A 21,484-nucleotide genomic window follows, 5' to 3' on the forward strand; every position below is an offset into this window, starting at 1 on the left:
CCCGGTGAGCCCTGAGGCCACCGCGACCACCGCCGACGAGGCACCCCCCACCGCCCCGGCCACACCCGGTGGGGTGATCACCCGACGCGGCGGGGTCCCGTTCGAGGTGCACCTCGACGTCTTCTCGGGACCCTTCGACCTGCTGCTCGGCCTGATCAGCAAGCACAAGCTCGACATCACCGAGATCGCCCTGGCCAAGGTCACCGACGAGTTCATCGAGCACATCAAGACCGCGCAGAGGTCCGACACCGAGTGGGACCTCGGGCAGGCCTCGGAGTTCCTGCTCATCGCAGCGACGCTCCTCGACCTCAAGTCCGCGCGTTTGCTGCCGCAGACCGGTCCGCAGGACGAGGAGGACCTCGCCCTCATCGAGGCCCGCGACCTGCTCTTCGCCCGCCTGCTGCAGTACCGCGCCTTCAAGGACATCGCCTTCACCTTCGCCGAGCGGATGGCGACGGCCGGGCGGATGACGCCACGTCAGGCCGGGATCGAGCCGCAGTTCGCCAAGCTCCTGCCGGAGCTCGTCATGGGGATCACCCCCGAGCAGCTCGCGATGATCGCCGCGCGCGCCATGACGCCCAAGGTGGCGCCCACGGTGGGTCTGGAGCACCTGCACGCGCCGCAGGTCAGCGTCCGTGAGCAGGCAGGCATCATCGGTGTGCGGTTGCGGGCCGAGCGTGTCTGCTCGTTCCGGTCGCTGGTCGCCGACGCCGACTCGACCCTGGTGATCGTGGCGCGCTTCCTCGCGCTGCTCGAGCTCTTCCGGGAGGCGGCCATCGCGTTCGAGCAGGTCGAGGCGCTGGGGGAGCTCACCGTCCGCTGGACCGGCACCGACGACGGTGACATCGAGGTGAGCGACGAGTTCGACGAGTTCGACGACGCCGACGAGACCGAGGACGATGGTGCCGACCCGACCGACGAGCAGCTGTCGCCGGTGACCAACGAGGAGCAACGTGACGATGAGTGAGACCGGGCCCGAGCAGGACGCACCGGTCGTCGAGGAGGTCGACGCACCGGTCGTCGGGGACGTCGACGAGATGCTCGACGAGGAGACCGACGAACCGCTCGTCGAGGAGCAGTTCGCCTTCGACGTGAACGACTTCCCCGGTGGCGCCCGCAGCGCGATCGAGGCCGTCCTCATGGTCGTCGACGAGCCGGTCACCGAGATGGCCCTCGCCTCCGCGCTGGAGCTCCCGGTGGACGACGTCCGCGGCCACCTCGACGAGCTCGAGCAGGACTACGCCGAGCAGCAGCGCGGCTTCACGCTGCGCTCGGTCGCCGGTGGCTGGCGGATCTACAGCCGCTCGGACTACGCACCCGTCGTGGAGAAGTTCCTCCTCGACGGCCAGCAGGCCAAGCTGACGCAGGCGTCGCTGGAGACCCTCGCCGTGATCGCCTACCGCCAGCCGATCTCGCGGTCGCGCGTGTCGGCGGTGCGCGGCGTCAACGTCGACGGTGTCGTCCGCACCCTGCTCAACCGCGGACTGATCGAGGAGCTCGGCGCCGAGACCGAGAGTGGCGCGGTCCTCTACGGCACGACCACCTACTTCCTCCAGCGGCTGGGCCTGGGCAGCCTGGACGACCTTCCGGCGCTCGCGCCATACCTGCCCGAAATCGATGTGCTCGACGAAATAGCAGAACAGGGACGCGGATGACACCCCCACGCAGCAGAGACGACTCAGCAGGCGCAGGACGAGGAGGCGGTCGCCCGACCGGCGGTCGGGGCGGTTCGGGCTCGAGCTCGTCCGGTGGCTCGGGCGGGCGCAGCTACGGCGGCTCCGGTCGCGGCTCCTCCAGCGGCGGCCAGGGCGGTCGGCCCGGTCCTCGCGGTGGCTCCACGGGCGCAGGCCCGGGCGGTCGTGGCGACCGGCCGCAGCGCGGCAGCTCCGGTACGACGAAGAAGAGCCAGCCGACGCGCATCCCGCAGGAGCGCACCGAGCCCGTCATCGACATGCACGACCCCGATGGCGTCCGGCTGCAGAAGCTCCTCGCCGCCGCTGGCGTCGGTTCGCGTCGCGTGTGCGAGAACCTCATCTCGGACGGGCGCGTCGAGGTGGACGGGCACATCGTGCGCGAGCTCGGCGTCCGCATCCGCCCCGACCAGACGGTCCACGTCGATGGGGTGAAGGTCCAGCTCGACGAGAGCCGGGTGTACTTCGCGTTCAACAAGCCGCTCAACGTCGTCACCACGATGAACGACGAGCTCGGCCGGATCAACATCGGCGACTACGTGAAGGACCGCACGGACCGGCTGTTCCATGTCGGTCGCCTCGACGCCGACACCGAGGGCCTGCTGCTGCTCACCAACGACGGTGAGCTCGCGCACCGCCTCCAGCACCCGCAGTACGGCGTCCTCAAGACCTACCTCGCCCAGATCCGTGGCCCGGTGCCGCGCGACATGGGCAAGCAGCTGCGCGAGGGTGTGCAGCTCGAGGACGGCCTGGCTTCGGTCGACTCGTTCCGTGTGGTCGACTCCCAGCCCGGCAAGGCCCTCGTCGAGGTGGTCCTGCACGAAGGGCGCAAGCACATCGTGCGTCGCCTGCTCGATGCCGTCGGTCACCCGGTGCTCAGCCTCGTGCGCGTACAGGTCGGGCCGATCCACCTCGGCGACACCAAGCCCGGCAAGATGCGCAAGCTCACCAAGGACGAGGTCGGCAAGCTCTACACCGCTGCTGGACTCTGATCCCGTGGGTCACGGCGCGTGGGTAGCCTTCGCGTCGTGACCCCACGCGTTCGGATCGTCGGCACCGGCCTCATCGGCACCAGCCTGGGCATCGCCCTGAGCCGTGCCGGGTATGCCGTCGCACTCACCGACCCGTCACCGACCGCCTCGGCCCTGGCACGGGACCTCGGCGCGGGTTCGCTTGCGTCGCAAGAGGATCCGGCGCCCGACGTCGTGGTGGTCGCTGCTCCTCCGGACGTGGCGGGCGAGGTCGTGGCGCGGGAGCTCGAGCTGTGGCCGTCGGCGGTCGTCACCGACGTGGCCTCGGTCAAGGTGGCGGTGCTCGACCGGGTGAGTGCACTCGGCGGTGACCTGGCCCGGTACGTCGGGTCGCACCCCATGGCCGGTCGGGAACGCTCAGGCGCGGTGGCCGCCCGCGGGGACCTGTTCGACGGCAGGGCCTGGGTCGTCGTGCCCAACCCCCGTTCCTCGGCGGAGGCGGTCGAGGCGGTCCGAGCTGTCGCCACCGCCGCCGGCGGCACCGTCAGCACGATGAGCCCGGTCGACCACGACGCAGCCGTCGCCGTGGTCTCCCACGTGCCCCAGCTCGCCTCGTCACTCGTCGCGGGCCGTCTGCGTGAGCTGTCCGACCCGGCAGTCGCCCTGTCGGGACAGGGGATCCGCGACGTCACCAGGGTCGCCGCAAGCGACCCGCAGCTGTGGACCCAGATCCTGGCTGGCAACGCCTCGGCCGTCCGCGAGGTGCTGGCCCACGTGCACGCCGAGCTCGGCGAGGTCATCGCGGCGCTCGACACCCTGGCGGACGGTGACGGGGTCGGGGCGCGTGAGGTGCTGGCGCGGATCGTGGCCCAGGGCAACGCCGGCCACGCGCGGATCCCCGGCAAGCACGGTGCCGCGCCGACGGCATACGCCAGCGTCATGGTGCTCGTGCCGGACGAGCCGGGCGAGCTGGCCCGGCTCCTGCACGACGTCGGTGACGCCGGGGTGAACCTCGAGGACCTGCACCTCGAGCACGGGCTGGGGCAGCCGTTCGGGCTGGCCGAGGTCTCGGTGCTGCCCGCTGTGGCCGAGCGGCTCGGCGACGAGCTCCAGGCCCGCGGCTGGCGGCTGCACGGCTGACCGGTGGGGTGCTGGACCCGCCGCCGTGCCCATAGGCTGGTCCGCCATGAGCAGTCAGCACCTCGTCGTCGCGATCGACGGGCCCTCGGGGTCCGGCAAGTCCAGCGTCTCCCGGGCCGTCGCCCGTGAGCTGGGGATCGGTTACCTCGACACCGGCGCGATGTACCGCGCGGTCACCTGGTGGTGCCTCGAGGAGGGGATCGACCTCGACGACGCCTCAGCCGTCGAGCAGGCTTCTCGCGACATCCCGCTCACCATGGGCACCGACCCGTCGCACGCCAGCGTGCAGGTCGCCGGTCGCGAGATCGAGGACGACATCCGGGTGACGCGCGTCAGCGAGGTCGTCTCGAAGGTCGCCACCAACACCGGGGTCCGACCGGTCCTGCAGCAGCTGCAGCGGGACCTCATCGACCAGATCGCGACGCAGACCGGGGGAGTGGTCGCGGAGGGGCGCGACATCACCACGGTCGTCGCACCCGACGCCGATGTCCGCGTGCTGCTCACCGCCAGCGTCGAGGCCAGGCTCCGTCGCCGGTCCAAGGAGCTGCACGGGCACGACGCCGACCACGCCGTCGAGGCCACGCGCGACCAGATCGTGCGCCGCGACGCCGACGACTCCACGGTGTCGGAGTTCACCGAGGCGGCTGACGGGGTGCGGCTCGTCGACACCTCCGACCTCGACTTCGAGCAGAGCATCGCGGCCGTCATCGACGTGGTGCGGCAGGAGGCCCCGACCAAGATCGGGGTCTGACCCAGGGGCTGGTCGTGCGTGCGTGTCCCGAGCGCACCGAAAAGTGCGCGACAATGTGGGGCGGCCCCGCGCCATACCGCGCGCCGTGGCCCGAACACAGACCAACGCAAGGATTTCCCGTGAGTGAGCACCTGACCGACGACTCGACCGTCGAGCGCGCCCTGCGCGTGGGGTTGGAGGACTTCGACCTCACCGACGAGGACCGCTCCCTGATCGACGGTGACGTCGACGAGGACGGCTTCGTCGTCGGCAGTGGACCGCTGCCCGTCGTGGCCGTCGTCGGCCGCCCCAACGTCGGCAAGTCGACCCTGGTCAACCGCATCCTCGGCCGACGCGAGGCCGTCGTCGAGGACGTGCCGGGGGTGACCCGCGACCGCGTGGCCTACGACGCCGACTGGGCAGGGCGCCGCTTCACCCTCGTCGACACCGGTGGCTGGGAGATCGACGCCACCGGCATCCACCTGCGGGTGGCCGAGCAGGCCGAGGTGGCTGTGGACCTCGCCGACGTGGTGATGTTCGTCGTGGACGCCACGGTCGGCGCGACCGACGACGACGAGGCCGTCGTCAAGCTGCTGCGCCGTTCCGGCAAGCCGGTCGTCCTGGTCGCCAACAAGGTCGACGACCAGCGCACCGAGGCCGACGCCGCCGCCCTGTGGAACCTCGGGCTCGGCCAGCCGTGGCCGGTCTCGGCCCTGCACGGTCGCGGCAGCGGGGACGTCCTCGACGCCGTCCTCGACGTGCTGCCCTCGGTGGCAGCCAACTCCGAGGCCTACCAGCGCGGTGGCCCCCGTCGCGTGGCCCTCATCGGCCGCCCGAACGTCGGCAAGTCCTCGCTGCTCAACAAGCTCGCCGGCGAGGACCGCGTCGTCGTCGACAACGTCGCCGGCACCACCCGGGACCCGGTGGACGAGTTCATCGAGCTCGGTGGCAAGACCTGGCGCTTCGTCGACACCGCCGGCATCCGTCGCCGGGTCCACCAGACCCGCGGGGCCGACTTCTACGCCTCCCTGCGCACGCAGACAGCGCTGGAGAAGGCCGAGGTTGCCGTCGTCCTCATCGACGCCGAGCAGCAGATCGCCGAGCAGGACATCCGCGTCGTGCAGCAGGTCATCGACGCCGGCCGCTCGCTCGTGGTCGCCTACAACAAGTGGGACACCCTCGACGAGGAACGTCGCTACTACCTCGAGCGCGAGATCGAGCGCGAGCTCGTGCAGATCCCGTGGGCTCCGCGCGTCAACATCTCCGCCAAGACCGGCCGCTCGGTCGAGAAGCTCGTGCCAGCCCTGGAGAAGGCGCTCGACTCGTGGGACTACCGCGTGCCGACCGGTCGCCTCAACGCGTTCTTCGGCGAGGTCGTGGCCTCCAACCCGCACCCGGTCCGCGGTGGCAAGCAGCCGCGAATCCTCTTTGCCACCCAGGCTTCCACGCGCCCGCCGCGGTTCGTCATCTTCGCCTCCGGCTTCCTCGAGGCCGGCTACCGCCGCTTCCTCGAGCGTCGCCTGCGTGAGGAGTTCGGCTTCGAGGGCACGCCGATCGAGGTCTCGGTCCGTGTCCGCGAGAAGCGCAAGCGCAAGTAGTCCGCAGCTCCGCGTGGCCCTGGGCGTCGCGCGGCACCGGCCGCACGGCATACCGATTTCAAGGCGGGGTATGCCGTGCGCTAGTGTTTCGTTCGCTCCCGCGGGCCTGCTTCGGCTGGGTTCGGCAGGGGCGAAAACTCAACAACGGGCTGTAGCGCAGCTTGGTAGCGCACTTGACTGGGGGTCAAGGGGTCGCAGGTTCAAATCCTGTCAGCCCGACGAGCGGGGTCCGATGTGTCCACACACTTCGGGCCCCGCCTTCATGCCCGGTGTCGCGCGCGGATCTGTCCCGCAGGGCGCGGCGCGCACGCTAAGCAGGGGATCTGGCGGCCCGGGTCGCTCCGACGGCCGCGGCGCCGATGGTCACGAGGGCGCTCAGCACGAGCGCGGCCGGCTCACCGCCGCTGAGCAGGTGCGACTGTGTCCCCAAGGTGGCGGCCGCCACCGGCACGCCGAGCTGCGCGCTCGCGACGACACCGAGCGAGAAGGGTTGACCGGACAGTCGCGGCGCGAGATGGGTGATGACTGCTCCCAGCCCCAGGGCGAAGCCGAGACCGATGAGCGCGGGGTGCCGGGTGAGGGCGCGGAGGTCGAGCGAGGAGCCCAGCCAGATGAAGAACAGTGGTCCGAAGAATCCCTCGGTCACCGCGAACAGCTGGCGGGCCAGCCTGCGGGGTTCGCCGATGGCCGCCACGGCAAGGCCGATGGAGAAGCCGGCCAGCATGATCGAGACGCCGGCCGCGCGGGCGACTGCGGCGAGGCCGAACAGGACAGCCATGTTGACGCGCAGCTCCAGTGCGAACTTGCGCCGCTCGGAGAGGTGGTGCACCCGTTGTCGCCAGCCGCGCCTGTCGGCGGTCCGCAGGGCGAGGAAGACGACGGCGGCGCACGTGACGACGACCAGGGCTCCCAGCGCGGCGCGGCCGGCGCGGGCCGGGTCGATGACCAGTGGCAGGGCGACGATGCACGCGGCGTCGGCGACTGCCACCTGGGGCAACAGCTGGAGCACCGCGTCGCCGTGGAGGTTGAGGGCGTCGAGGATGGGCAGGATCAACGCAGCGGACGAGGACGCGAGCAGGACGGCGTAGAGCGGAGCGTGTCCGGTGTGGAAGACGTCGGCGATCAGCACTTCGACCGGCACCGACACGAGTCCGACCAGCACGCTTCGTCCGAGCCCCCCGGGCATGCTGCGTCGGAGCCGTCCGTCGCCGACCGGCACGTGTGATCCGGCGACGAACATCACCAGGGCGAACCCGATGTCGGCCATGAAGGCGAACGTGGGTTCCGAGGCGCGGAGAAGACCCAGAGCCATCGGCCCGAGCAGCACACCTACCAGCAGCTCCCCGACGACGACCGGGAGTCCCCAACGGTGCGAGATGGCCAGCAGGGGGCCGGCCAGCCCGGCGAGGCAGACCAGTGCCAGGAGGGTGAACGTCATGTCACTGGGCCGGCGAGCCTCCGCGGACGATGGCGGCCACGCGGGCCAGGTCACCGTCAGTCACGACACCGACGGGGTGGCCATCGTCGAGGACGATCGCGATTCCGCCGCGCAGGTGCAGCGGGAGCAGGACGGTGCCGAGGTCCTGGGACGGGGTCGTGGTCAGGAGGGGTCGGCGGTTGGCGACGTCTCCCAGCCGGGTCGATGCGACCCGGTCCGCAGGGATCGCGTCGAGCATGGGGAGGGTGACAGCCCCGCTGAGGGTGCCGTCGACGTCGGTCAGGGGGAAGAAGCCCTGCCGTGCGCTGTCGGGGCCAAGGCGGGTCAGGACCTCCTCGACGGTGGCCCGGTCCGGGAAGACCTGGGGGGTGGCGGTCATCGCATCGCGCACGGTCAGCCCGGCCAGGCCCTCGGCGCGTACGGCGTACCGCTCGGTGGCGGCGCCGTTGAGGATGAACCATCCGACGAGGACGGTCCACAGCCCGAGCACGCCACCGGTGAGGGTCTCGAGGATGCCGAGACCGACCAGGACCATGCCGAGGACGCGCCCGGCTCGGGCTGCCTTGGCTGCGGCGGCCGCCCGGTCGTGGCCACGCCACGACAGCACGGCTCGCAGCAGGCGGCCGCCGTCCAGTGGCGCCCCGGGCAGCAGGTTGAAGAGGCCGAGCAGCAGGTTGACCCGGGCGAGCCGGCCGAGCGCGGCCAGGACGAGCTCAGGGCAGGGCGCCAACCGGGCGCCCGCGGCGCACACCGCCCCGATCGCCAGGCTCGTCGCGGGTCCGGCGGCGGCGATGAGAGCCTCGGCTCGCGGGGCGGGTGTCTCGCCCTCCAGCTCGGTCAACCCGCCGAGCATCCACAGGGTGATCTGGTGGACCGGGATGCGGAAGTGGCGTGCGGTCACCGCGTGCGCCACCTCGTGGGCGAGGAGGGTCGCGAAGAACAACGGCGCCAGCACCGCGCCGGTGACCCAGTAGCTCAAGGCCGACGAGCCGGGTAGGACGGTGGGGAGCTCCACGCTGGCGATGAGGGCTGCGAAGAGCACCATGGCGATGAGGACCGACCAGTGTGCCTTGACCGGGATGCCGAACCATCGACCCAGCGGTACCCCGGCACCGAACGGGGTGCTGCCGCGCGCCAGTGCAGGCCGCGACTGGTCGCCGTCAGCCTTGCTGCTGCTCATCGGGACCTGCTCCCTTCCGACCCGTCGCGGGGTCGCTGCCTCTCACGCAACCACCGACGGTCTCCACGGTGCAGGGTCCAAGGTCCGGCGTCAGGTGTGACCTAGGACCCGGGACCGACCTCGCCGAGGCTGTCAGGGTGAGGACATGAGCCAGGCACCTGGTCGGTCCGCCACCTCGGATCGTCGGCGGCTGCTCGCGATCGCGGCGGCCTGTGGGGTGCTCGCGGGTGGCGTGGCCGGCGGGGTCGTGGCCGAGGTGGCGGACGGTGCGGGCACGACGAGTGGACCTGGCTCGGTGGTCACCGTCACCCCCACCCCATCCGAGACGGTCGGTTCCACACGCACCGGCTCCGGGGTGGTGGGGGTGGCACGGGTGGTCACTCCGTCCGTGGTCCTGCTGGAGGTCCAGGGGAGCGGCGCCGGGGGAGAGGGCAGCGGCATCGTCCTCACCGCCGACGGCGACATCCTGACCAACAACCACGTCGCCTCCGCCGGCGGGAGCGGCAGCCAGATCACCGTCGTCTTCAGCGACGGAGCCAGGAGCCCGGCGAAGGTCGTCGGCACCGACCCGGTCACCGACCTCGCGGTCGTGAGGGTGCAGGGCGCCTCCGGCCTGCACCCGGCCATGATCGGCGACTCGGACAGTCTCCTGGTCGGTCAGGCTGTGGTCGCGGTCGGAGCGCCGTTGGGGCTGCAGGGAACGGTGACCTCCGGGATCGTCAGTGCGCTGCACCGACCCGTCACCACCACCGGTGAGAGCGGCCAGGGAACGGTGTTCGGTGCGATCCAGACCGACGCCGCCATCAACCCCGGCAACTCGGGCGGCCCGCTCGTCGACATGTCCGCCAAGGTGATCGGGATCGACTCCGCCATCGCGTCCCTGCCCTCCTCGACCACGTCCCAGTCCGGTTCCATCGGTCTCGGCTTCGCCATCCCCATCTCCCAGGCGATGCCGATCGTCACCGAGCTCAGTCAGGGCAAACCGGCCACCCACGCCCAGCTCGGCATCCAGATCAAGGACTCCACGCATCCGGTCGGCGCTCTGGTGGCAACGGTGGAACCCCGGTCGCCCGCTGCCGCGGCAGGGATCCAGGACGGCGACGTCATCACCGAGGTCAACCAGCTCGTCGTCACCGACAGCAGCTCGTTGGTCGCAGCGGTCCGGGCCGAGCGCCCGGGCGACCACGTGAGCGTGACCTACCGGCGCGGGGGTTCCGAGCACTCGGCCCGGGTCACGCTGGGCAGCGACCAGCCCGGCTCCTGATTCGATGCGATCACCTCACCCCGTCAGGGTGACGAAAGGTGGCCTCTTCCGGCAGGGCAGGAGCAGCGCAGGGACTGGGCGCGAAGAGTCACCCTCAGGAGATGAGGTGCCATCGGCCGCCGGCCCCGACAGTGGGATCACAGTCTCCCGTCACGAGGAAGGGCTCCGGTCATGTCGTTCTGGGACATCGTCTGGTTCATCCTGATCAGTTTTGCCTTCATGGCATACCTGATGGTCATGTTCGCGATCATCACGGACCTGTTCAGGGACCCCAAGGCGTCAGGTTTCGCCAAGGCGGTCTGGTTCATCGCGCTGATCTTCCTTCCGTTCATCACCTCGGTCGTCTACCTGATCTCCAAGGGCAGCGAGATGAGTGAGCGCCAGGCCCGCGGCGTGCAGCAGGCGCGCGAGCAGCAGGACGCCTACATCAAGCAGGTTGCCAGCTCGTCGGCGCCGACAGAGCAGATCGCCCAGGCCAAGTCGATGCTCGACTCCGGTGCGATCACGACGGCCGAGTTCGAGCGGCTCAAGGAGAAGGCGTTGGCCTGACATGCCTCTGCGGGCGATCGGCGCACGCCTCAAGGAGTCGTTCCCGGGCCGGTGCGCGAGGACCTTCGTGGAGCAGCAGGGCCTCGACCGGGCGATGGCCATAGCGTCCCAGTCGTTCACAGCGCTGATCCCCCTGCTGATCCTGGCGTCTGCCGCGCTCCCCACGGGCAGCGAGCACGGCGTCGCCGACGCCATCGTCGGCAAGTTCGGCCTCAGTGGGGACGCCGAGAAGTCCGTGAGGCTGGTCTTCGCCCAGACGCAACCGGGAAGCGTGGGGGTCGGGAGCCTGTTCCTGCTCCTCTTCTCGGGCGTGTCCCTGACCAGGAGGCTGCAGCGGATGTACCTGCAGGCGTACGACCTCCCTCCGTCCCCCGGGGTGCGGGGCACGTTCAACGCGTCCCTGGGACTCGCTGCCTTCCTCGCCGAGGTGGGGCTCCTGTCCTTGCTTCGGAGCATCGTGCGGAGCCTGCCGTTCGACTGGGCGTCCGGCCTGCCCTTGACGATGGTGGTGGGGGTCCTGTTCTGGACGACGGTTCCGTTCCTGCTCCTCGACCGCCGTATGCCGTGGCGGCGGCTCCTCCCCGCCGGCGCTCTGGCCGGGGTGGCCGTGAGCCTGTACGGAGTGGCCACCACCTTCTACATGCCGGTGCTGATGACGTCATACAGCAGGCGGTACGGGCTCTTCGGCATCACCGTCGCGATCGTCGGCTGGCTGCTCTGCATGGCCGTCATCGTGGTGTCCACCACGATCGTGGCAGCGGAGTTCGACCGGGCTCGGGAGCCGTGGGCCTGTCGGCTGCGCGCGACGCTCGGGTTCGACCAACCCTTGGTGGTGCCCGAAGGCGCCCCCCTTGAAGATGAGCGCGAGGTGTCACGGAGATGGCAATGACCACAGGTCCGAGAAGAAGGGGCGATCTGGTGCCGTACACGCGCCAGGTCCGCCCCTTCGACGTCGCAGTCGGTCTTTCCGGCCTGCTCCTGGGAAGGGCCTTCAGCACGACCCGGCGGGCGGGGCGTGCGCTCGAGCCAGTGGCCGGGACGGTGCTGCACTCGCGGTGGACGTCGTGGGCACTGCAGGACCGATGGCGGCTGGAGATGCTGAGCCTTCAGGGGCAGGCGCAGCGGGCTGCCCTGCTCGACGAGGTCGCCCGACGACTCGACGCCCTGGTCCCTCTGGTGCTCACGGAGGTGCTGCGGCGTGCCGACCTGACCGACCTGGTCCTGCGCTACGTCGACCTCGACCAGGTGGTCGCGGCGGTCGACGTGGATGCCGTGGCTGCCCAGCTGGACGTGCAGGCCGTCCTGGACCAGCTCGACCTCACCGCCGTCGTGCTGGAGAAGGTGGACCTCGGCACCGTCGTCCAGGCGGCCCTGGACCGGGTCGACCTGATCGCTCTGGCAGGAGAGGTCATCGAGGGTGTCGACCTCCCCGAGATCATCCGGGAGTCGACCGGGACCATGGCTTCCGACACCGTCCAGGGCGTCAGGATGCACTCGATCGCCGCCGACGAGGTGGTCGGCCGTGCCGTGGACCGTCTGCTGCTGCGCCGCGGCCACAAGGCGGACCATGCATCGAGTCCGCCGGGGGCACCATCCCCGAGCCCGGCCACGCCCCGGGCGCCGAACGACCCACACCGTTGAGGTGAACCATGGTCGAGAGCGGGGTGTCCCCGCTTCCACGCGAGGCACGGGCCTACCAGGGTCGGCGCGCAGGGCTGGTGAGCCGCATGGCCGCGGGGATGATCGACGGCGTCGTGGTGGTGCTCATCCTGGCGATCGGGTATGTCGTGCTGGCCGCCTCGAAGTTCCTCCTGCACCCACGGGGATTCACCTTCCCGGCCGTCGCCCCGCTGTTCAGCCTGGCCGCCAGCTTTGTCGTGCTGGTCGTCTACCAGACCCTCGCGTGGTGGCTCACGGGGCGCACGTACGGAGACCTGGTCATGGGCCTGCGTGTGGTCAGCTCGCGTGGGCGCCGGCTGCCACTGTGGAGCGCGTTCGTGCGGTCGGTCTTCATCGCGTGGTTCCCGATCGGGATCATGTGGGTCGCGGTGAGTCGCGAGAACCGGTCCGTCCAGGACGTGGTGCTGCGAACCTCGGTCATCTACGACTGGCAGCCGAGTGGGGGACCACACCAGCTGTCCCACGAGGGCATCCGCCGGGCGGCCGGACATGAGTGATCGGCCCGACCACGGGCTACAGGCCTGCTGCGACATCACGTGACCTTCGGCCCCCTTCCGCGATGCGCCCCGTCCCTAGCGTGAGGGCATGGACACGCCGACCGTCACGACCAGGGAGGAACGGCTGGCCGTGCGCGTGCCCCAAGACTCGTTCTTCGAGCTCCTCCGTCCCCGAGTGCCGGCTCCGCGCGAGTTCCTCGTCCCCCGACCCCGGCTCGTGTCCCAGGTGGAGGGCGGTGCGCAAGGCCCCCTGACGCTGGTCACCGGGCCCGCGGGAACCGGCAAGACCGCCTTGGTCGAGGCCTGGGCGGCACAGCGACAGCAGGACGGCCCTGTGGGTTGGCTCACCCTGGGAGACGAGCACAACCAGGCGGGCCTGTTCTGGGGGTCCGTGCTCGAGTCGCTCCGTCCCGAGGGGGTCGCGTCGGCCGCCCGGGGCGACCTGCTGCTTCCCGACGTGGTGGACCACTCGTTCCTCGTGGACCTCGCAGCGAGCGTGGGCGACTCGGCCCGACCCGTCGTCCTCGTCCTCGACCAGCTGGACCGGGTGACCGATGAGCGCGTCCTGCTCCAGCTGGACCAGGTGCTGGACGCCGCGCAGCCCGCCCTCCGGCTGGTCGTCACGTCGCGCCGAGACCCCCGTGCGCTGTCGCGACGGCGCCGGCTGCGCGGGGCGATGACGACCATCCAGGCCACCGACCTCGCCTTCACCCTCGACGAGACGGTCGAGCTGCTCCGGCGGCACGGCCTGGACGTGCCGGATGCCGCGGTCACCACGCTCCAGGAGACCACGCAGGGGTGGGCCGCGGGCCTGCGGCTGTGTGCACTGGCCATGCGCGAGCACGGGGAGCAGGCCGGGCCGACAGGTGGCCCGTGGGCGCAGCGGCGGTTGGCCGGCTACCTCGTCGACGAGGTGCTCGACTCGCTGCCCGGGGACACCCGAGAGCTCATGCTGCGGCTGTGCGTCGTGGACGTTCTCGAACCCAGCCTCGCGCGGTCCCTGTCCGGACGACGGGATGCCGATCAGGTGCTCGCCGAGCTCGCCGGTGAGGACCTCTTCGTCACCACGGGCACCGAACCCGGCAGGTGGTACCGGATCCACCCCCTGCTGCTCGAGGTCCTCCGCAAGGAGCTGCGCGCTCGCGGCGAGGACGTCGTGACGTACCAGCACGCCCGCGCCGCCCGCTGGTTCGACGCGCACAGCGACCCCGTCCGTGCCGCCGTGCACTACGTGGCAGCCGGGTCCTGGGAAGAGTCCTGTGCCAGCGTGGTGCGGCACCTCGGTGTGGTCCAGCTTCTCGAGCACCGGGCACCGCGCGACCTGGAGGGCGTGCTGGCCCATGTCCCGCAGGGAGCGAAGACACCGGAGGTGCGCGTGGTCCAGGCCGCCACCGAGCTGGGCGCCCACCGACCCGACCGTGCGGCCGAGAGCCTGGCCGAGCTGGACTCCATGAACCTCGAGGCGCCGAGCCACAGCGCGCTGCGGGCATCGCTGTCGCTCAGCCGCCTGGTGATGGCCAGCGACCTGTGCGACGGCAGTGGGGCCGTCGATGCGTGGAGGGAACTGGAACCGACGCTGGGAACGGTCGGTCCTCCACGTGTCAGGGCCCAGGCGCGCGCCCTGGCCCTCTCCGCCCTCTCCTCCGCCCTCCTCTGGGGAGGGGACTACCAGGCTTTCGTCCAGATCCTGGGTGCCGTGGCCGAGGCGGCCGAGGCCGAGGGTTGCGAGTACGCGCGGATCTCGGTGCTCGGTCAGCAGGCGCTCGCTGCGTACCGCCGCGGCGCCCTGCGCGACAGTGCGCGGCTGGGGGAGGAGGCACTGCGCCTGGGCCGCGAGCACGGGCTCAAGGTGCGACACCGCACAGGTGTCGCCCATCTGGCCATGTCGGCGGTCGCCCTGGAGTGGAACGACCGGGTCGGTTCCCGACGTCACCTCGAGCACGCGGACCTGGCCGCCCAGGTCGAGAACGAGCCGGTGCTCGGCGCGGCCGTGAAGCTGGCGCTCGCCTACCACCACGCCCTGGACGGGCGTCGGGCCCTGGCCATGTCGGCGGTCGCCGACGTGCGCGCGACCGCCGGGAGCCGGGCGCTGCCGTCGTGGATCGCCGAACGCGTCGAGGTCGTCGACGCGCTGGTCCGCTTGCAGTGCGGGGACGCCGAGGGTGCGGTGGCCGTGCTCGACGCGGCGCCCAGCGCCACAGGTGACTGGCTTCATGCGCGGGCCAGCGCTGCATACTCCAGCGGCGACGCCGCGGGTGCCCTCGCCCTCCTCGCCCCCGTCGTCGACCGCGACCGGCTCCCGACGGAGCACGGTGACGTCGAGGCGATGCTGCTCGTCGCACGGATCCGCCTCGACCACGGCGACGTCCCCGCAGCACGGCGCGCGCTCGTCGATGCTCTTCGGGTTGCCCGCCCGGAGGGTCGTCGACGCCCCTTCGTGGCAGCGCGGGACTGGCTGCAGCCGTTGCTCACCCAGGACGCGGAGGTCGCCCGCGCCAGCAGCTGGATCGGCAGGGGCCTCACGTCACGGCACCGGACCGCCGAGGACGCCGTGCCGGTCCTGGTCGAGCCGCTCACGTCGCGGGAGAAGTCCGTGCTGGCGTTGATGGCCCAGGTGATGACGGTGGCCGAGATCGCCGAGGACCTGCACATCTCGGTCAACACGGTCAAGACGCACCAGCGGAGCCTCTACCGCAAGCTGTCGGTCGCACGCGCCCACGATGCCGTCCGCCGTGGCCGGGCGCTGGAGCTGATCTGAGCTGCCGAGGCCAGTCGACGAGCTGCACCTCCCCGCGGCGGTGTCCGCTGGGGGAACGACTAGAACCACCGGCCCCTGCCCCGGCGGACGTCCTCGAAACCTTGCCGCAGACCCTCGGTGAGCTGTCCGTCGAGCCGGTCCTCGGCCATCGCCTCCACCAGGGCGGAGCGGCCGCACGCCACGCCGACGAGCTCCAGGTCGGCGCGCAGGTCCTCCTCGCCGGGTGTCGTCGGCATCAGCTCGATCATCCAGTCCAGCACCGTCAGGAACTCCACGGTGGGTGGTCGACGCACATCCACCGGGGGCACCGGCGGCGGCAGTGGCGACGGCGCCCGGGTCGTGGAGCCGACGTGGTGGATGAGGACGGGCTCACCGGCTGGAGGCGCTCCCTGGGGACCCTGGGCCTGACGCCCGGGGTCCACGGAGACGCCCACGGCCACGCAGAGATCGGTCCGGCACCGAAGGATGGCTGCGACCTCTGGCGACACCGGAGAGTCCCACGACGGCCCGACGACCACCGACGGGTGGCCCGGGGTGTCGAGGGCCTCCGGCACCTGCCCCACGACCTCGCCGGAGAGGTCGAACACCGTGGCGCGGACGGTGGCGTCACGTGGTTCGACCGCCGGCACGATCAGGTGCACCGGGCCGCTGCGCAGGTCGAGCCAGGCACAGAAGGTCGAGGGCCCGGTGGTCCCTGACAGGGTCGCGAGTCCCGTGGGGAGGGGACCGTGCAGGACCCGGTTCAGCCGACCTGCCAGGCCGTTGTGCGCCGGCGCCAGCACCTGTTCGTGCAGGACGGCATAGAGGGTGACGGCAGGAAGGCCCCACACGAAAGCCTGCTGCGCCACCTGCTCCCTCAACGACATCGTCCCTCCTCGCGGGCTGCCCCTGACGGCGGTGGACCACTCGAACGTATGCCGCACGTGCCGACCGCGCGTCACCTGTGGAGTGTGATGGCGCGCCCTGGTCGGAGCCGAACTCACCCGCCGAGGGTGATGGGGGCCGACACGGCGCGCGGGACGATGACCAAGTCCGATCCCAGCCCACCCGGTCCTAGGAGTGACGGTGTCCGCAGCTACCGATGTCAGAGCCACCGAGGTCCACGGCCCCATCGACTTCCTCCTCCTCGAGTTCCCGGCCGAGGGGCTGACCGGGGAAGCCAGCCGCGCGCTCGCGGACCTGGTCGAGCGCGGAGTCATCCGCATCTACGACCTCGTGGTGGTCAGCAAGGACGAGGACGGAGCCGTCGACGTGCTCGAGCTCACGAACCCGGCGCACGGTGCGAGCACGTTCTCCTACTTCCACGGGGCCAGGTCCGGTCTCCTGAAGGACGAGGACGTCACCGAAGCGTCCTCGGCGATGCGGCCCGGAACGGTGGGCGCCCTGATCGTGTACGAGAACGCCTGGGCGATCCCCTTCGTCGCGGCGGCCCGCCACAGCGGAGGCGAGGTCGTCGCCAACCTCCACATCCCGGCAGCTGACGTCATCGCCGCCCTCGAAGCCCTCGAACCTGCCCACGACTGAGGAGAGAACCCATGCCAGGACTACTGCGCGGAGTCGCCCGGACCGCCGTCGTCGCCGGTACCGCGACCGCCGTCGCCGGCCGGGTCCAACGCCGACAGGCCTCCCGCTTCGCCGAGCGTGACGCCGAGACCGCCGCGAAGCAGGATGCGGCGTACCAGGAGCAGGTGGCCGAACAGGAGCCCCCGCCGCCGGCGCCCGCACCGTCCGGGTCCGACATGCTCGAGCAGCTCAAGACGCTGGGCGAGCTGAGGGACCAGGGCGTCCTCACCCAGGAGGAGTTCGACGCACAGAAGGCCAAGATCCTCGGCTGACCAGTAGGCACAGCTCTTCGCCGCTCAGACGGACCCGATGCCGCTGAGACGGCCTACCAGGAGCGTGGTCATGGCACAGCCTCTGCGCCGGGGCATCCGGTCCACCGACGTGCTCCGCATGGCCGTGGCCTGGGGGTCCTCGACGTTGGCCCTGGTCATCACCGGGGCCCTGCTGCCGAGCTTCTCTGCCACGAGCTGGTGGAGCTATGCCGAAGTCGCCGCCGTGGCGGGCCTGGTCGGCCTGAGCCTGCGGCCGCTGATGGTCGAGGTGGCCGCCAGGATCGGCTGGCTCGCGGTGGTCCTGCTCGCTCTCGGGGGCGAGGCCCTGATCATGTATGTCGCGATCCGTCTCGTCCCGGGCATCGAGTCGACGGCGTCCACCGCCCTTGCCGCCACCTGGGTCGCAGCCTTGGTGGGGACCCTCATCTCGTGGGTCACCACGGCAGGCACCGACGACGGGCTGGTCACCTCCCTTGCCCGTCGTGCGCGCCAACGGATGACCGTGCATGACCCTGACGTCGACGGGGTCCTGTTCGTGCAGCTCGACGGGGTCCCGTACCCCGTGCTCCAGTGGGCCGTCCAGTCGGGCGCCGTGCCCCACATCCGTGAGTGGTTGGCCGGAGGCAGCTATGCGCTGCGCCCGTGGACCCCGCAGATGCCGTGCACCACACCCGCCAGCCAGCTCGGCATCCTGCACGGCACCGTGAAGGGCATCCCGGCCTTCCGTTGGTACGACCGCGAGCTCGGCAGGGTGCTCGTCGCCAACCGTCCCGCTGACGCACGAGTGATCGAGGCCCGGGCCAGCGACGGTGCCGGACTGCTGCACGAGGACGGCGTCTCCATCTCCAACCTCTTCACCGGTGACGCCCCGCGGTCGCTGATGACCATGAGCCGGCTCGAGGCGCGTCGCGGCACCGCCGACACCCGCAAGGCGTTCGGGTGGTTCCTCACCACCCCGGTGGGCTTCACCCGGAGCCTGACCCGTGCGCTCGGCGAGATCCTCAAGGAGCGCTGGCAGGCGCGCCGCCAGGTCAAGCGTGCCCTCGAACCCCGGGTCGAGCGCAGCTGGATGTTCGCTGTGCTCCGTGCGGTGACCAACGGCCTGCTGCGTGACCTCAACACCTCGTTGGTGGCGGAGGAGATGCGCCGCGGCACCAAGGTGATCTACGTCGACTACGTCGACTACGACGAGATCGCCCACCACGCGGGGATGTTCCGGCCGGAGTCGCTCGCAGCGCTCGACGGCCTCGATCGGACCCTTGCGTCCCTGGCGCTCCTCGCGCAGACCGCTCCGCGGCGCTACCGTCTGGTCGCACTGTCGGATCACGGCCAGTCCCAAGGAGCCACCTTCCGGGACAGGTACGGTCAGCCCTTGGGCGACCTGTGCGCAGCCCTGATGGACGAGCAGGTGAGCAACGTCGACGCGGCGGTGGAGGGCCTGGGAAGAGCAGACTCCCTCGTCGGCGACATCGGTAGCGCCGGACTCACCGGCCGCCTGGCCGACCGGGCCGGAGCGGGGCTCGTCAAGGCACAGGCGACGCCCACGGTCGCGTCGCCCGATGAGGAGCCGGTCGTGGTGCTGGGCTCGGGCAACCTCGGGCTGCTCTACCTCCGCGGTCGGCACCGCTGGTCCTTGGAGGAGCTCGAGGAGCGTTGGCCGGCCCTGGTTCCCGGTCTGGTCCGTCACCCCGGGGTCGGGTTCGTGGCCGGGGTCGACGGCCGGGGGCACGCATGGGTCGTGGGAGCCGAGGGGCGGTTCGACCTGACCGCCGGGCTGGTGGAGGGCAGTGACCCCCTGGCCGGCTACGGATCGCACGCGTCGCGGGTGCTGCAGCGAGCCCTGGCGATCGAGCAGGCTCCGGACCTGTACGTCAACAGCGCGGTCGACCCGCTCACGGGCGACGTGGCGGCGTTCGAGGAGCTGGTCGGCTCCCACGGTGGGCTGGGGGGCTGGCAGGACCAGGCGATGCTGCTCGGCCCTGTCGACCTGATGGCGGGTCTGCCCGAGCGCATCGAGGGGGCGGACGAGCTCCACCGGGTGCTGGTCCGCATGCTCGAGGTCAGCGGTCAACGGTCAACAGAAACAAGTCTGTTGACCGTTGAGCCCGAATCACCGGCTGAGCTCGACTGAGCGAGATACCGGCTGAGCTTGACTGAAGGGCTTGACCGTTGAGCGTCGTCCTGACGGGTTCGACCCCTGACCGCTGAAGGCGGTCAGCGGGGTGCGTCCGCCAGGGCCCGCGGGTGGGCGGTCACGGCCCAGATCACGAACGCGTCGAAAGCGATGATCGTCATGCTCCACAGCGGGTAGTAGGGGATCCACATGAAGTTCGCGATGATGCTGACGGCAGCCATCAGGACGGCGACCGCGCGGGCCCACGTCGCGCCCTGGAAGAGCGCGAAGCCGGCGAAGGCGGCGATGACACCGAGGACGACGTGGACCCACCCCCAGGCGGTGACGTCGAACTCGAAGGTGTACTTGGCGCCGACGACGTAGAACTTGTCGTTGACGAGGGCGACCACGCCTTGAATGGCGTGGAAGACCCCGATCATGATCATGAAGATCGCTGCCGCGACGGTCACGCCGACCGCGGCCCCGCTCTGGTCCTGCTCCGTGGTCCTGCGGCTGGGCTGTGTGGTGGTCATGTGCACTCCTTGGTCAAGCGCGGCACGAGCACGTCCGCGCTGCGGATGGTTACCTGTCTACGGCTTCGCGACGGTGGCTGCCTCACCCCTGGGGGATGAACCTCCAGATGACCCCTGCCCGGGTGCCGGCGGACCAGCGAGGAACTCGATCAGGACCAGGGCGAGCACCACCAGGAGCGCGATGACGAGGACGGTTCCGACGGTGGGGTTGGTCCACAGCAGGAGAGCCGTGCCACCGGCGAGGAACGCGGCCAGACGCAGTCCGCGCCTGCGCGCGAAGACCCAGGAACCGAACCGCCCGGTGTGCAGACCGGCGCTCTCGGCGCTGCCCCTGAGCGAGCCGATGCCGCCCGACAGGGTGGAGCGGGTGCGCACGGCAGCGGTGGCCGGTCCGGTCAGGAACGCGGCCAGGGCAACGAGGAGGGCGAGGACACCGACCGCCCGCAGTCCGCTGCGCAGGAACTGCACCAGGTCCTCGAAGACGGCTCCAGCACTCTGCGAGGTGAGGATGTGGGCAGGGGTGGTTTCGACATACAGGGATCGCACGAGGGACAGCGCGACCCCCAGGACCACCATGGCGAGCGCGACACCGAGCGCACCCCGCAGCAGCGAGCGGCGGCGGTCGTGGGCCAGGAGGACCCCGGCGCCGAAGAGGCCGGCGACGATGAAGGGCAGCCAGAGCCCCAGCTTGTTCAGCACGACGTAGAGGGTCTGCGCCTTGGTGATTCCCTGCGACTGGACCAGGACGAAGGACTTGTCGATGGTGGGGATGTTCGAGGCCAGGCTGAAGCCTCGGTCGAGCAGTCGCTGCTTCACCTGCGCGATGACCGGGGCCAGGTTGAGGGTGATGGTGTCGGCCTGCGCGCTGACCACTCCGCCCTGGTTTCCCTCCAGCAGCTTGACGACCTGGGTGTGGGCGACCCGGTTCACCTCGTTCCACACCGAGGCGAACTTGGGGCTGCTGACCAGGTTCGAGACCTGGTCGTGGGTGAAGGTCGTGATCCCCTGGCTGAGCGGGGCGGCCAGGGCCGGTAGGGCGGTGGCCACCCTCGGCGGGAGGTTGGGGCTCTGGGCGAGCGCATCGAGGGTCCTCGTGGTCAGCCCGGCGACATCCAGGTTCTCGATGATCGCCGTGGTCACGGAGTCCGTGATCGCGGCCTGCACCCCTGGGTCCTCGGCGATGGGAGCGACGGTGCTCACGTAACGGTCGGGGTCGGAGAGGATGCTGCTCGCCCACACAGAGGTGACCGAGAGGGGGGCCAGCACGCAGGCCACGACGATGAGGATGGCCGAGGACGTCGACCTCCACGCGGAGCGATGCGCGGTGGTCCCCGCTGTTCGAGGTCCAGACGCCTCCACCTGGCTCTCGAGCTCGGCGACGCGGGCGCGCAGACGGGCAACATCTTGGTCGTTGTTCATCGCGGACTCGTCCTCCGTCGCCTCGCTGGGTGGAACCTCCACGATCTGTCAGGGAACAAGCGGCGGTCATCACCTCCCATGGATGAGG

Annotated in this window: 20 protein-coding genes and 1 tRNA gene; 16 read left to right on the forward strand and 5 right to left on the reverse strand. The window is 70.8% G+C overall.

Annotated features, from left to right (window positions below; genetic code table 11):
- Positions 1 to 4: 4 nt before the first annotated feature.
- The 7 genes from ABEG17_RS17620 (at position 5) to ABEG17_RS17650 (ending at position 6,349) form a co-directional block, all read left to right on the forward strand.
- Positions 5 to 967, forward strand: coding sequence for a segregation and condensation protein A (locus ABEG17_RS17620; protein ID WP_406830782.1), 963 nt, complete (start codon positions 5 to 7; stop codon positions 965 to 967).
- Entirely contained in the window at positions 960 to 1,655 is a 696-nt protein-coding gene (gene scpB, locus ABEG17_RS17625) for an SMC-Scp complex subunit ScpB (protein ID WP_406830783.1), read from the forward strand. Before ABEG17_RS17620 ends, scpB begins: the two co-directional genes overlap by 8 nt.
- Positions 1,652 to 2,683 (forward strand): pseudouridine synthase, encoded by a 1,032-nt coding sequence (locus ABEG17_RS17630; protein WP_406830784.1) that lies wholly within the window; start codon positions 1,652 to 1,654, stop codon positions 2,681 to 2,683. Before scpB ends, ABEG17_RS17630 begins: the two co-directional genes overlap by 4 nt.
- 36 nt (positions 2,684 to 2,719) lie before the next feature.
- Complete coding sequence (locus tag ABEG17_RS17635; RefSeq protein ID WP_406830785.1) at positions 2,720 to 3,802, forward strand: prephenate dehydrogenase; 1,083 nt, start codon at positions 2,720 to 2,722, stop codon at positions 3,800 to 3,802.
- 46 nt (positions 3,803 to 3,848) lie between these two features.
- The gene (gene cmk, locus ABEG17_RS17640; RefSeq protein ID WP_406830786.1) at positions 3,849 to 4,553 is read left to right on the forward strand and encodes a (d)CMP kinase; all 705 of its coding nucleotides are present in this window, start codon (positions 3,849 to 3,851) and stop codon (positions 4,551 to 4,553) included.
- A gap of 53 nt (positions 4,554 to 4,606) precedes the next feature.
- Positions 4,607 to 6,130 (forward strand): ribosome biogenesis GTPase Der, encoded by a 1,524-nt coding sequence (gene der / locus ABEG17_RS17645; protein WP_406830787.1) that lies wholly within the window; start codon positions 4,607 to 4,609, stop codon positions 6,128 to 6,130.
- 145 nt (positions 6,131 to 6,275) lie between these two features.
- Positions 6,276 to 6,349: transfer RNA gene (locus ABEG17_RS17650), tRNA-Pro, on the forward strand.
- 91 nt (positions 6,350 to 6,440) lie between these two features.
- Here ABEG17_RS17650 and ABEG17_RS17655 read toward each other — a convergent pair.
- Together ABEG17_RS17655 and ABEG17_RS17660 are read right to left on the reverse strand one after the other, a co-directional pair.
- Entirely contained in the window at positions 6,441 to 7,568 is a 1,128-nt protein-coding gene (locus ABEG17_RS17655; RefSeq protein WP_406830788.1) for a cation:proton antiporter, read from the reverse strand.
- A gap of 1 nt (position 7,569) precedes the next feature.
- Positions 7,570 to 8,748, reverse strand: a complete 1,179-nt coding sequence (locus ABEG17_RS17660) for a site-2 protease family protein (RefSeq protein WP_406830790.1) — start codon at positions 8,746 to 8,748, stop codon at positions 7,570 to 7,572.
- A 145-nt stretch (positions 8,749 to 8,893) separates the two neighbouring features.
- Between ABEG17_RS17660 and ABEG17_RS17665 the strand changes: the two genes are divergently transcribed.
- From ABEG17_RS17665 to ABEG17_RS17690, 6 genes are all read left to right on the forward strand, one after another.
- Positions 8,894 to 10,012, forward strand: a complete 1,119-nt coding sequence (locus ABEG17_RS17665; protein ID WP_406830791.1) for a S1C family serine protease — start codon at positions 8,894 to 8,896, stop codon at positions 10,010 to 10,012.
- Between the two features lie 171 nt (positions 10,013 to 10,183).
- On the forward strand, positions 10,184 to 10,561 hold the full coding sequence (locus ABEG17_RS17670) for an SHOCT domain-containing protein (protein ID WP_406830792.1): 378 nt from the start codon (positions 10,184 to 10,186) through the stop codon (positions 10,559 to 10,561).
- A gap of 1 nt (position 10,562) precedes the next feature.
- Positions 10,563 to 11,450 carry a YhjD/YihY/BrkB family envelope integrity protein gene (locus ABEG17_RS17675; RefSeq protein WP_406830793.1) on the forward strand — a complete coding sequence of 296 codons (888 nt, stop codon included), beginning with the start codon at positions 10,563 to 10,565 and terminating at the stop codon, positions 11,448 to 11,450.
- 29 nt (positions 11,451 to 11,479) lie between these two features.
- Complete coding sequence (locus tag ABEG17_RS17680; RefSeq protein WP_406830794.1) at positions 11,480 to 12,202, forward strand: hypothetical protein; 723 nt, start codon at positions 11,480 to 11,482, stop codon at positions 12,200 to 12,202.
- 77 nt (positions 12,203 to 12,279) lie between these two features.
- A complete protein-coding gene (locus tag ABEG17_RS17685) occupies positions 12,280 to 12,738 on the forward strand; it encodes an RDD family protein (protein WP_406830795.1) in 459 nt (152 codons plus the stop codon).
- 88 nt (positions 12,739 to 12,826) lie between these two features.
- Positions 12,827 to 15,496: a LuxR C-terminal-related transcriptional regulator gene (locus ABEG17_RS17690; RefSeq protein WP_406830796.1), complete on the forward strand. Its 2,670-nt coding sequence runs from the start codon at positions 12,827 to 12,829 to the stop codon at positions 15,494 to 15,496.
- 59 nt (positions 15,497 to 15,555) lie between these two features.
- Here the strand turns inward: ABEG17_RS17690 and ABEG17_RS17695 are convergent, their stop codons facing one another.
- Positions 15,556 to 16,362, reverse strand: a complete 807-nt coding sequence (locus ABEG17_RS17695) for a DUF1254 domain-containing protein (protein WP_406830797.1) — start codon at positions 16,360 to 16,362, stop codon at positions 15,556 to 15,558.
- Positions 16,363 to 16,561: 199 nt separating this feature from the next.
- Here ABEG17_RS17695 and ABEG17_RS17700 point away from each other — a divergent pair, with 199 nt between their 5' ends.
- The 3 genes from ABEG17_RS17700 to ABEG17_RS17710 all read left to right on the forward strand — a co-directional run bounded on the left by ABEG17_RS17700 (position 16,562) and on the right by ABEG17_RS17710 (position 19,462).
- On the forward strand, positions 16,562 to 17,020 hold the full coding sequence (locus ABEG17_RS17700; protein ID WP_406830798.1) for a DUF6325 family protein: 459 nt from the start codon (positions 16,562 to 16,564) through the stop codon (positions 17,018 to 17,020).
- Positions 17,021 to 17,031: 11 nt separating this feature from the next.
- Positions 17,032 to 17,331, forward strand: a complete 300-nt coding sequence (locus ABEG17_RS17705; RefSeq protein ID WP_406830799.1) for an SHOCT domain-containing protein — start codon at positions 17,032 to 17,034, stop codon at positions 17,329 to 17,331.
- Between the two features lie 70 nt (positions 17,332 to 17,401).
- The gene (locus ABEG17_RS17710) at positions 17,402 to 19,462 is read left to right on the forward strand and encodes an alkaline phosphatase family protein (RefSeq protein WP_406830800.1); all 2,061 of its coding nucleotides are present in this window, start codon (positions 17,402 to 17,404) and stop codon (positions 19,460 to 19,462) included.
- Positions 19,463 to 19,545: 83 nt separating this feature from the next.
- Here the strand turns inward: ABEG17_RS17710 and ABEG17_RS17715 are convergent, their stop codons facing one another.
- Positions 19,546 to 19,977: a hypothetical protein gene (locus ABEG17_RS17715; protein WP_406830802.1), complete on the reverse strand. Its 432-nt coding sequence runs from the start codon at positions 19,975 to 19,977 to the stop codon at positions 19,546 to 19,548.
- A gap of 57 nt (positions 19,978 to 20,034) precedes the next feature.
- Positions 20,035 to 21,438, reverse strand: coding sequence for a hypothetical protein (locus ABEG17_RS17720; RefSeq protein ID WP_406830803.1), 1,404 nt, complete (start codon positions 21,436 to 21,438; stop codon positions 20,035 to 20,037).
- Between the last annotated feature and the right edge of the window lie 46 nt (positions 21,439 to 21,484).

It is taken from the genome of Pedococcus sp. KACC 23699, from assembly GCF_045348425.1.
In the GTDB taxonomy this organism is placed as follows: Bacteria; Actinomycetota; Actinomycetes; order Actinomycetales; family Dermatophilaceae; genus Pedococcus.

Coding starts and splice junctions, on each gene's coding strand:
- ABEG17_RS17710 (WP_406830800.1), top strand. CDS start 17,402: ATGGCACAGCCTCTGCGCCGGGGCATCCGGTCCACCGACGTGCTCCGC.
- ABEG17_RS17655 (WP_406830788.1), bottom strand. CDS start 7,568: ATGACGTTCACCCTCCTGGCACTGGTCTGCCTCGCCGGGCTGGCCGGC.
- cmk (WP_406830786.1), top strand. CDS start 3,849: ATGAGCAGTCAGCACCTCGTCGTCGCGATCGACGGGCCCTCGGGGTCC.
- ABEG17_RS17715 (WP_406830802.1), bottom strand. CDS start 19,977: ATGACCACCACACAGCCCAGCCGCAGGACCACGGAGCAGGACCAGAGC.
- ABEG17_RS17630 (WP_406830784.1), top strand. CDS start 1,652: ATGACACCCCCACGCAGCAGAGACGACTCAGCAGGCGCAGGACGAGGA.
- ABEG17_RS17705 (WP_406830799.1), top strand. CDS start 17,032: ATGCCAGGACTACTGCGCGGAGTCGCCCGGACCGCCGTCGTCGCCGGT.
- der (WP_406830787.1), top strand. CDS start 4,607: ATGTGGGGCGGCCCCGCGCCATACCGCGCGCCGTGGCCCGAACACAGA.
- ABEG17_RS17670 (WP_406830792.1), top strand. CDS start 10,184: ATGTCGTTCTGGGACATCGTCTGGTTCATCCTGATCAGTTTTGCCTTC.
- ABEG17_RS17690 (WP_406830796.1), top strand. CDS start 12,827: ATGGACACGCCGACCGTCACGACCAGGGAGGAACGGCTGGCCGTGCGC.
- ABEG17_RS17675 (WP_406830793.1), top strand. CDS start 10,563: ATGCCTCTGCGGGCGATCGGCGCACGCCTCAAGGAGTCGTTCCCGGGC.
- ABEG17_RS17665 (WP_406830791.1), top strand. CDS start 8,894: ATGAGCCAGGCACCTGGTCGGTCCGCCACCTCGGATCGTCGGCGGCTG.
- ABEG17_RS17660 (WP_406830790.1), bottom strand. CDS start 8,748: ATGAGCAGCAGCAAGGCTGACGGCGACCAGTCGCGGCCTGCACTGGCG.
- scpB (WP_406830783.1), top strand. CDS start 960: ATGAGTGAGACCGGGCCCGAGCAGGACGCACCGGTCGTCGAGGAGGTC.
- ABEG17_RS17695 (WP_406830797.1), bottom strand. CDS start 16,362: ATGTCGTTGAGGGAGCAGGTGGCGCAGCAGGCTTTCGTGTGGGGCCTT.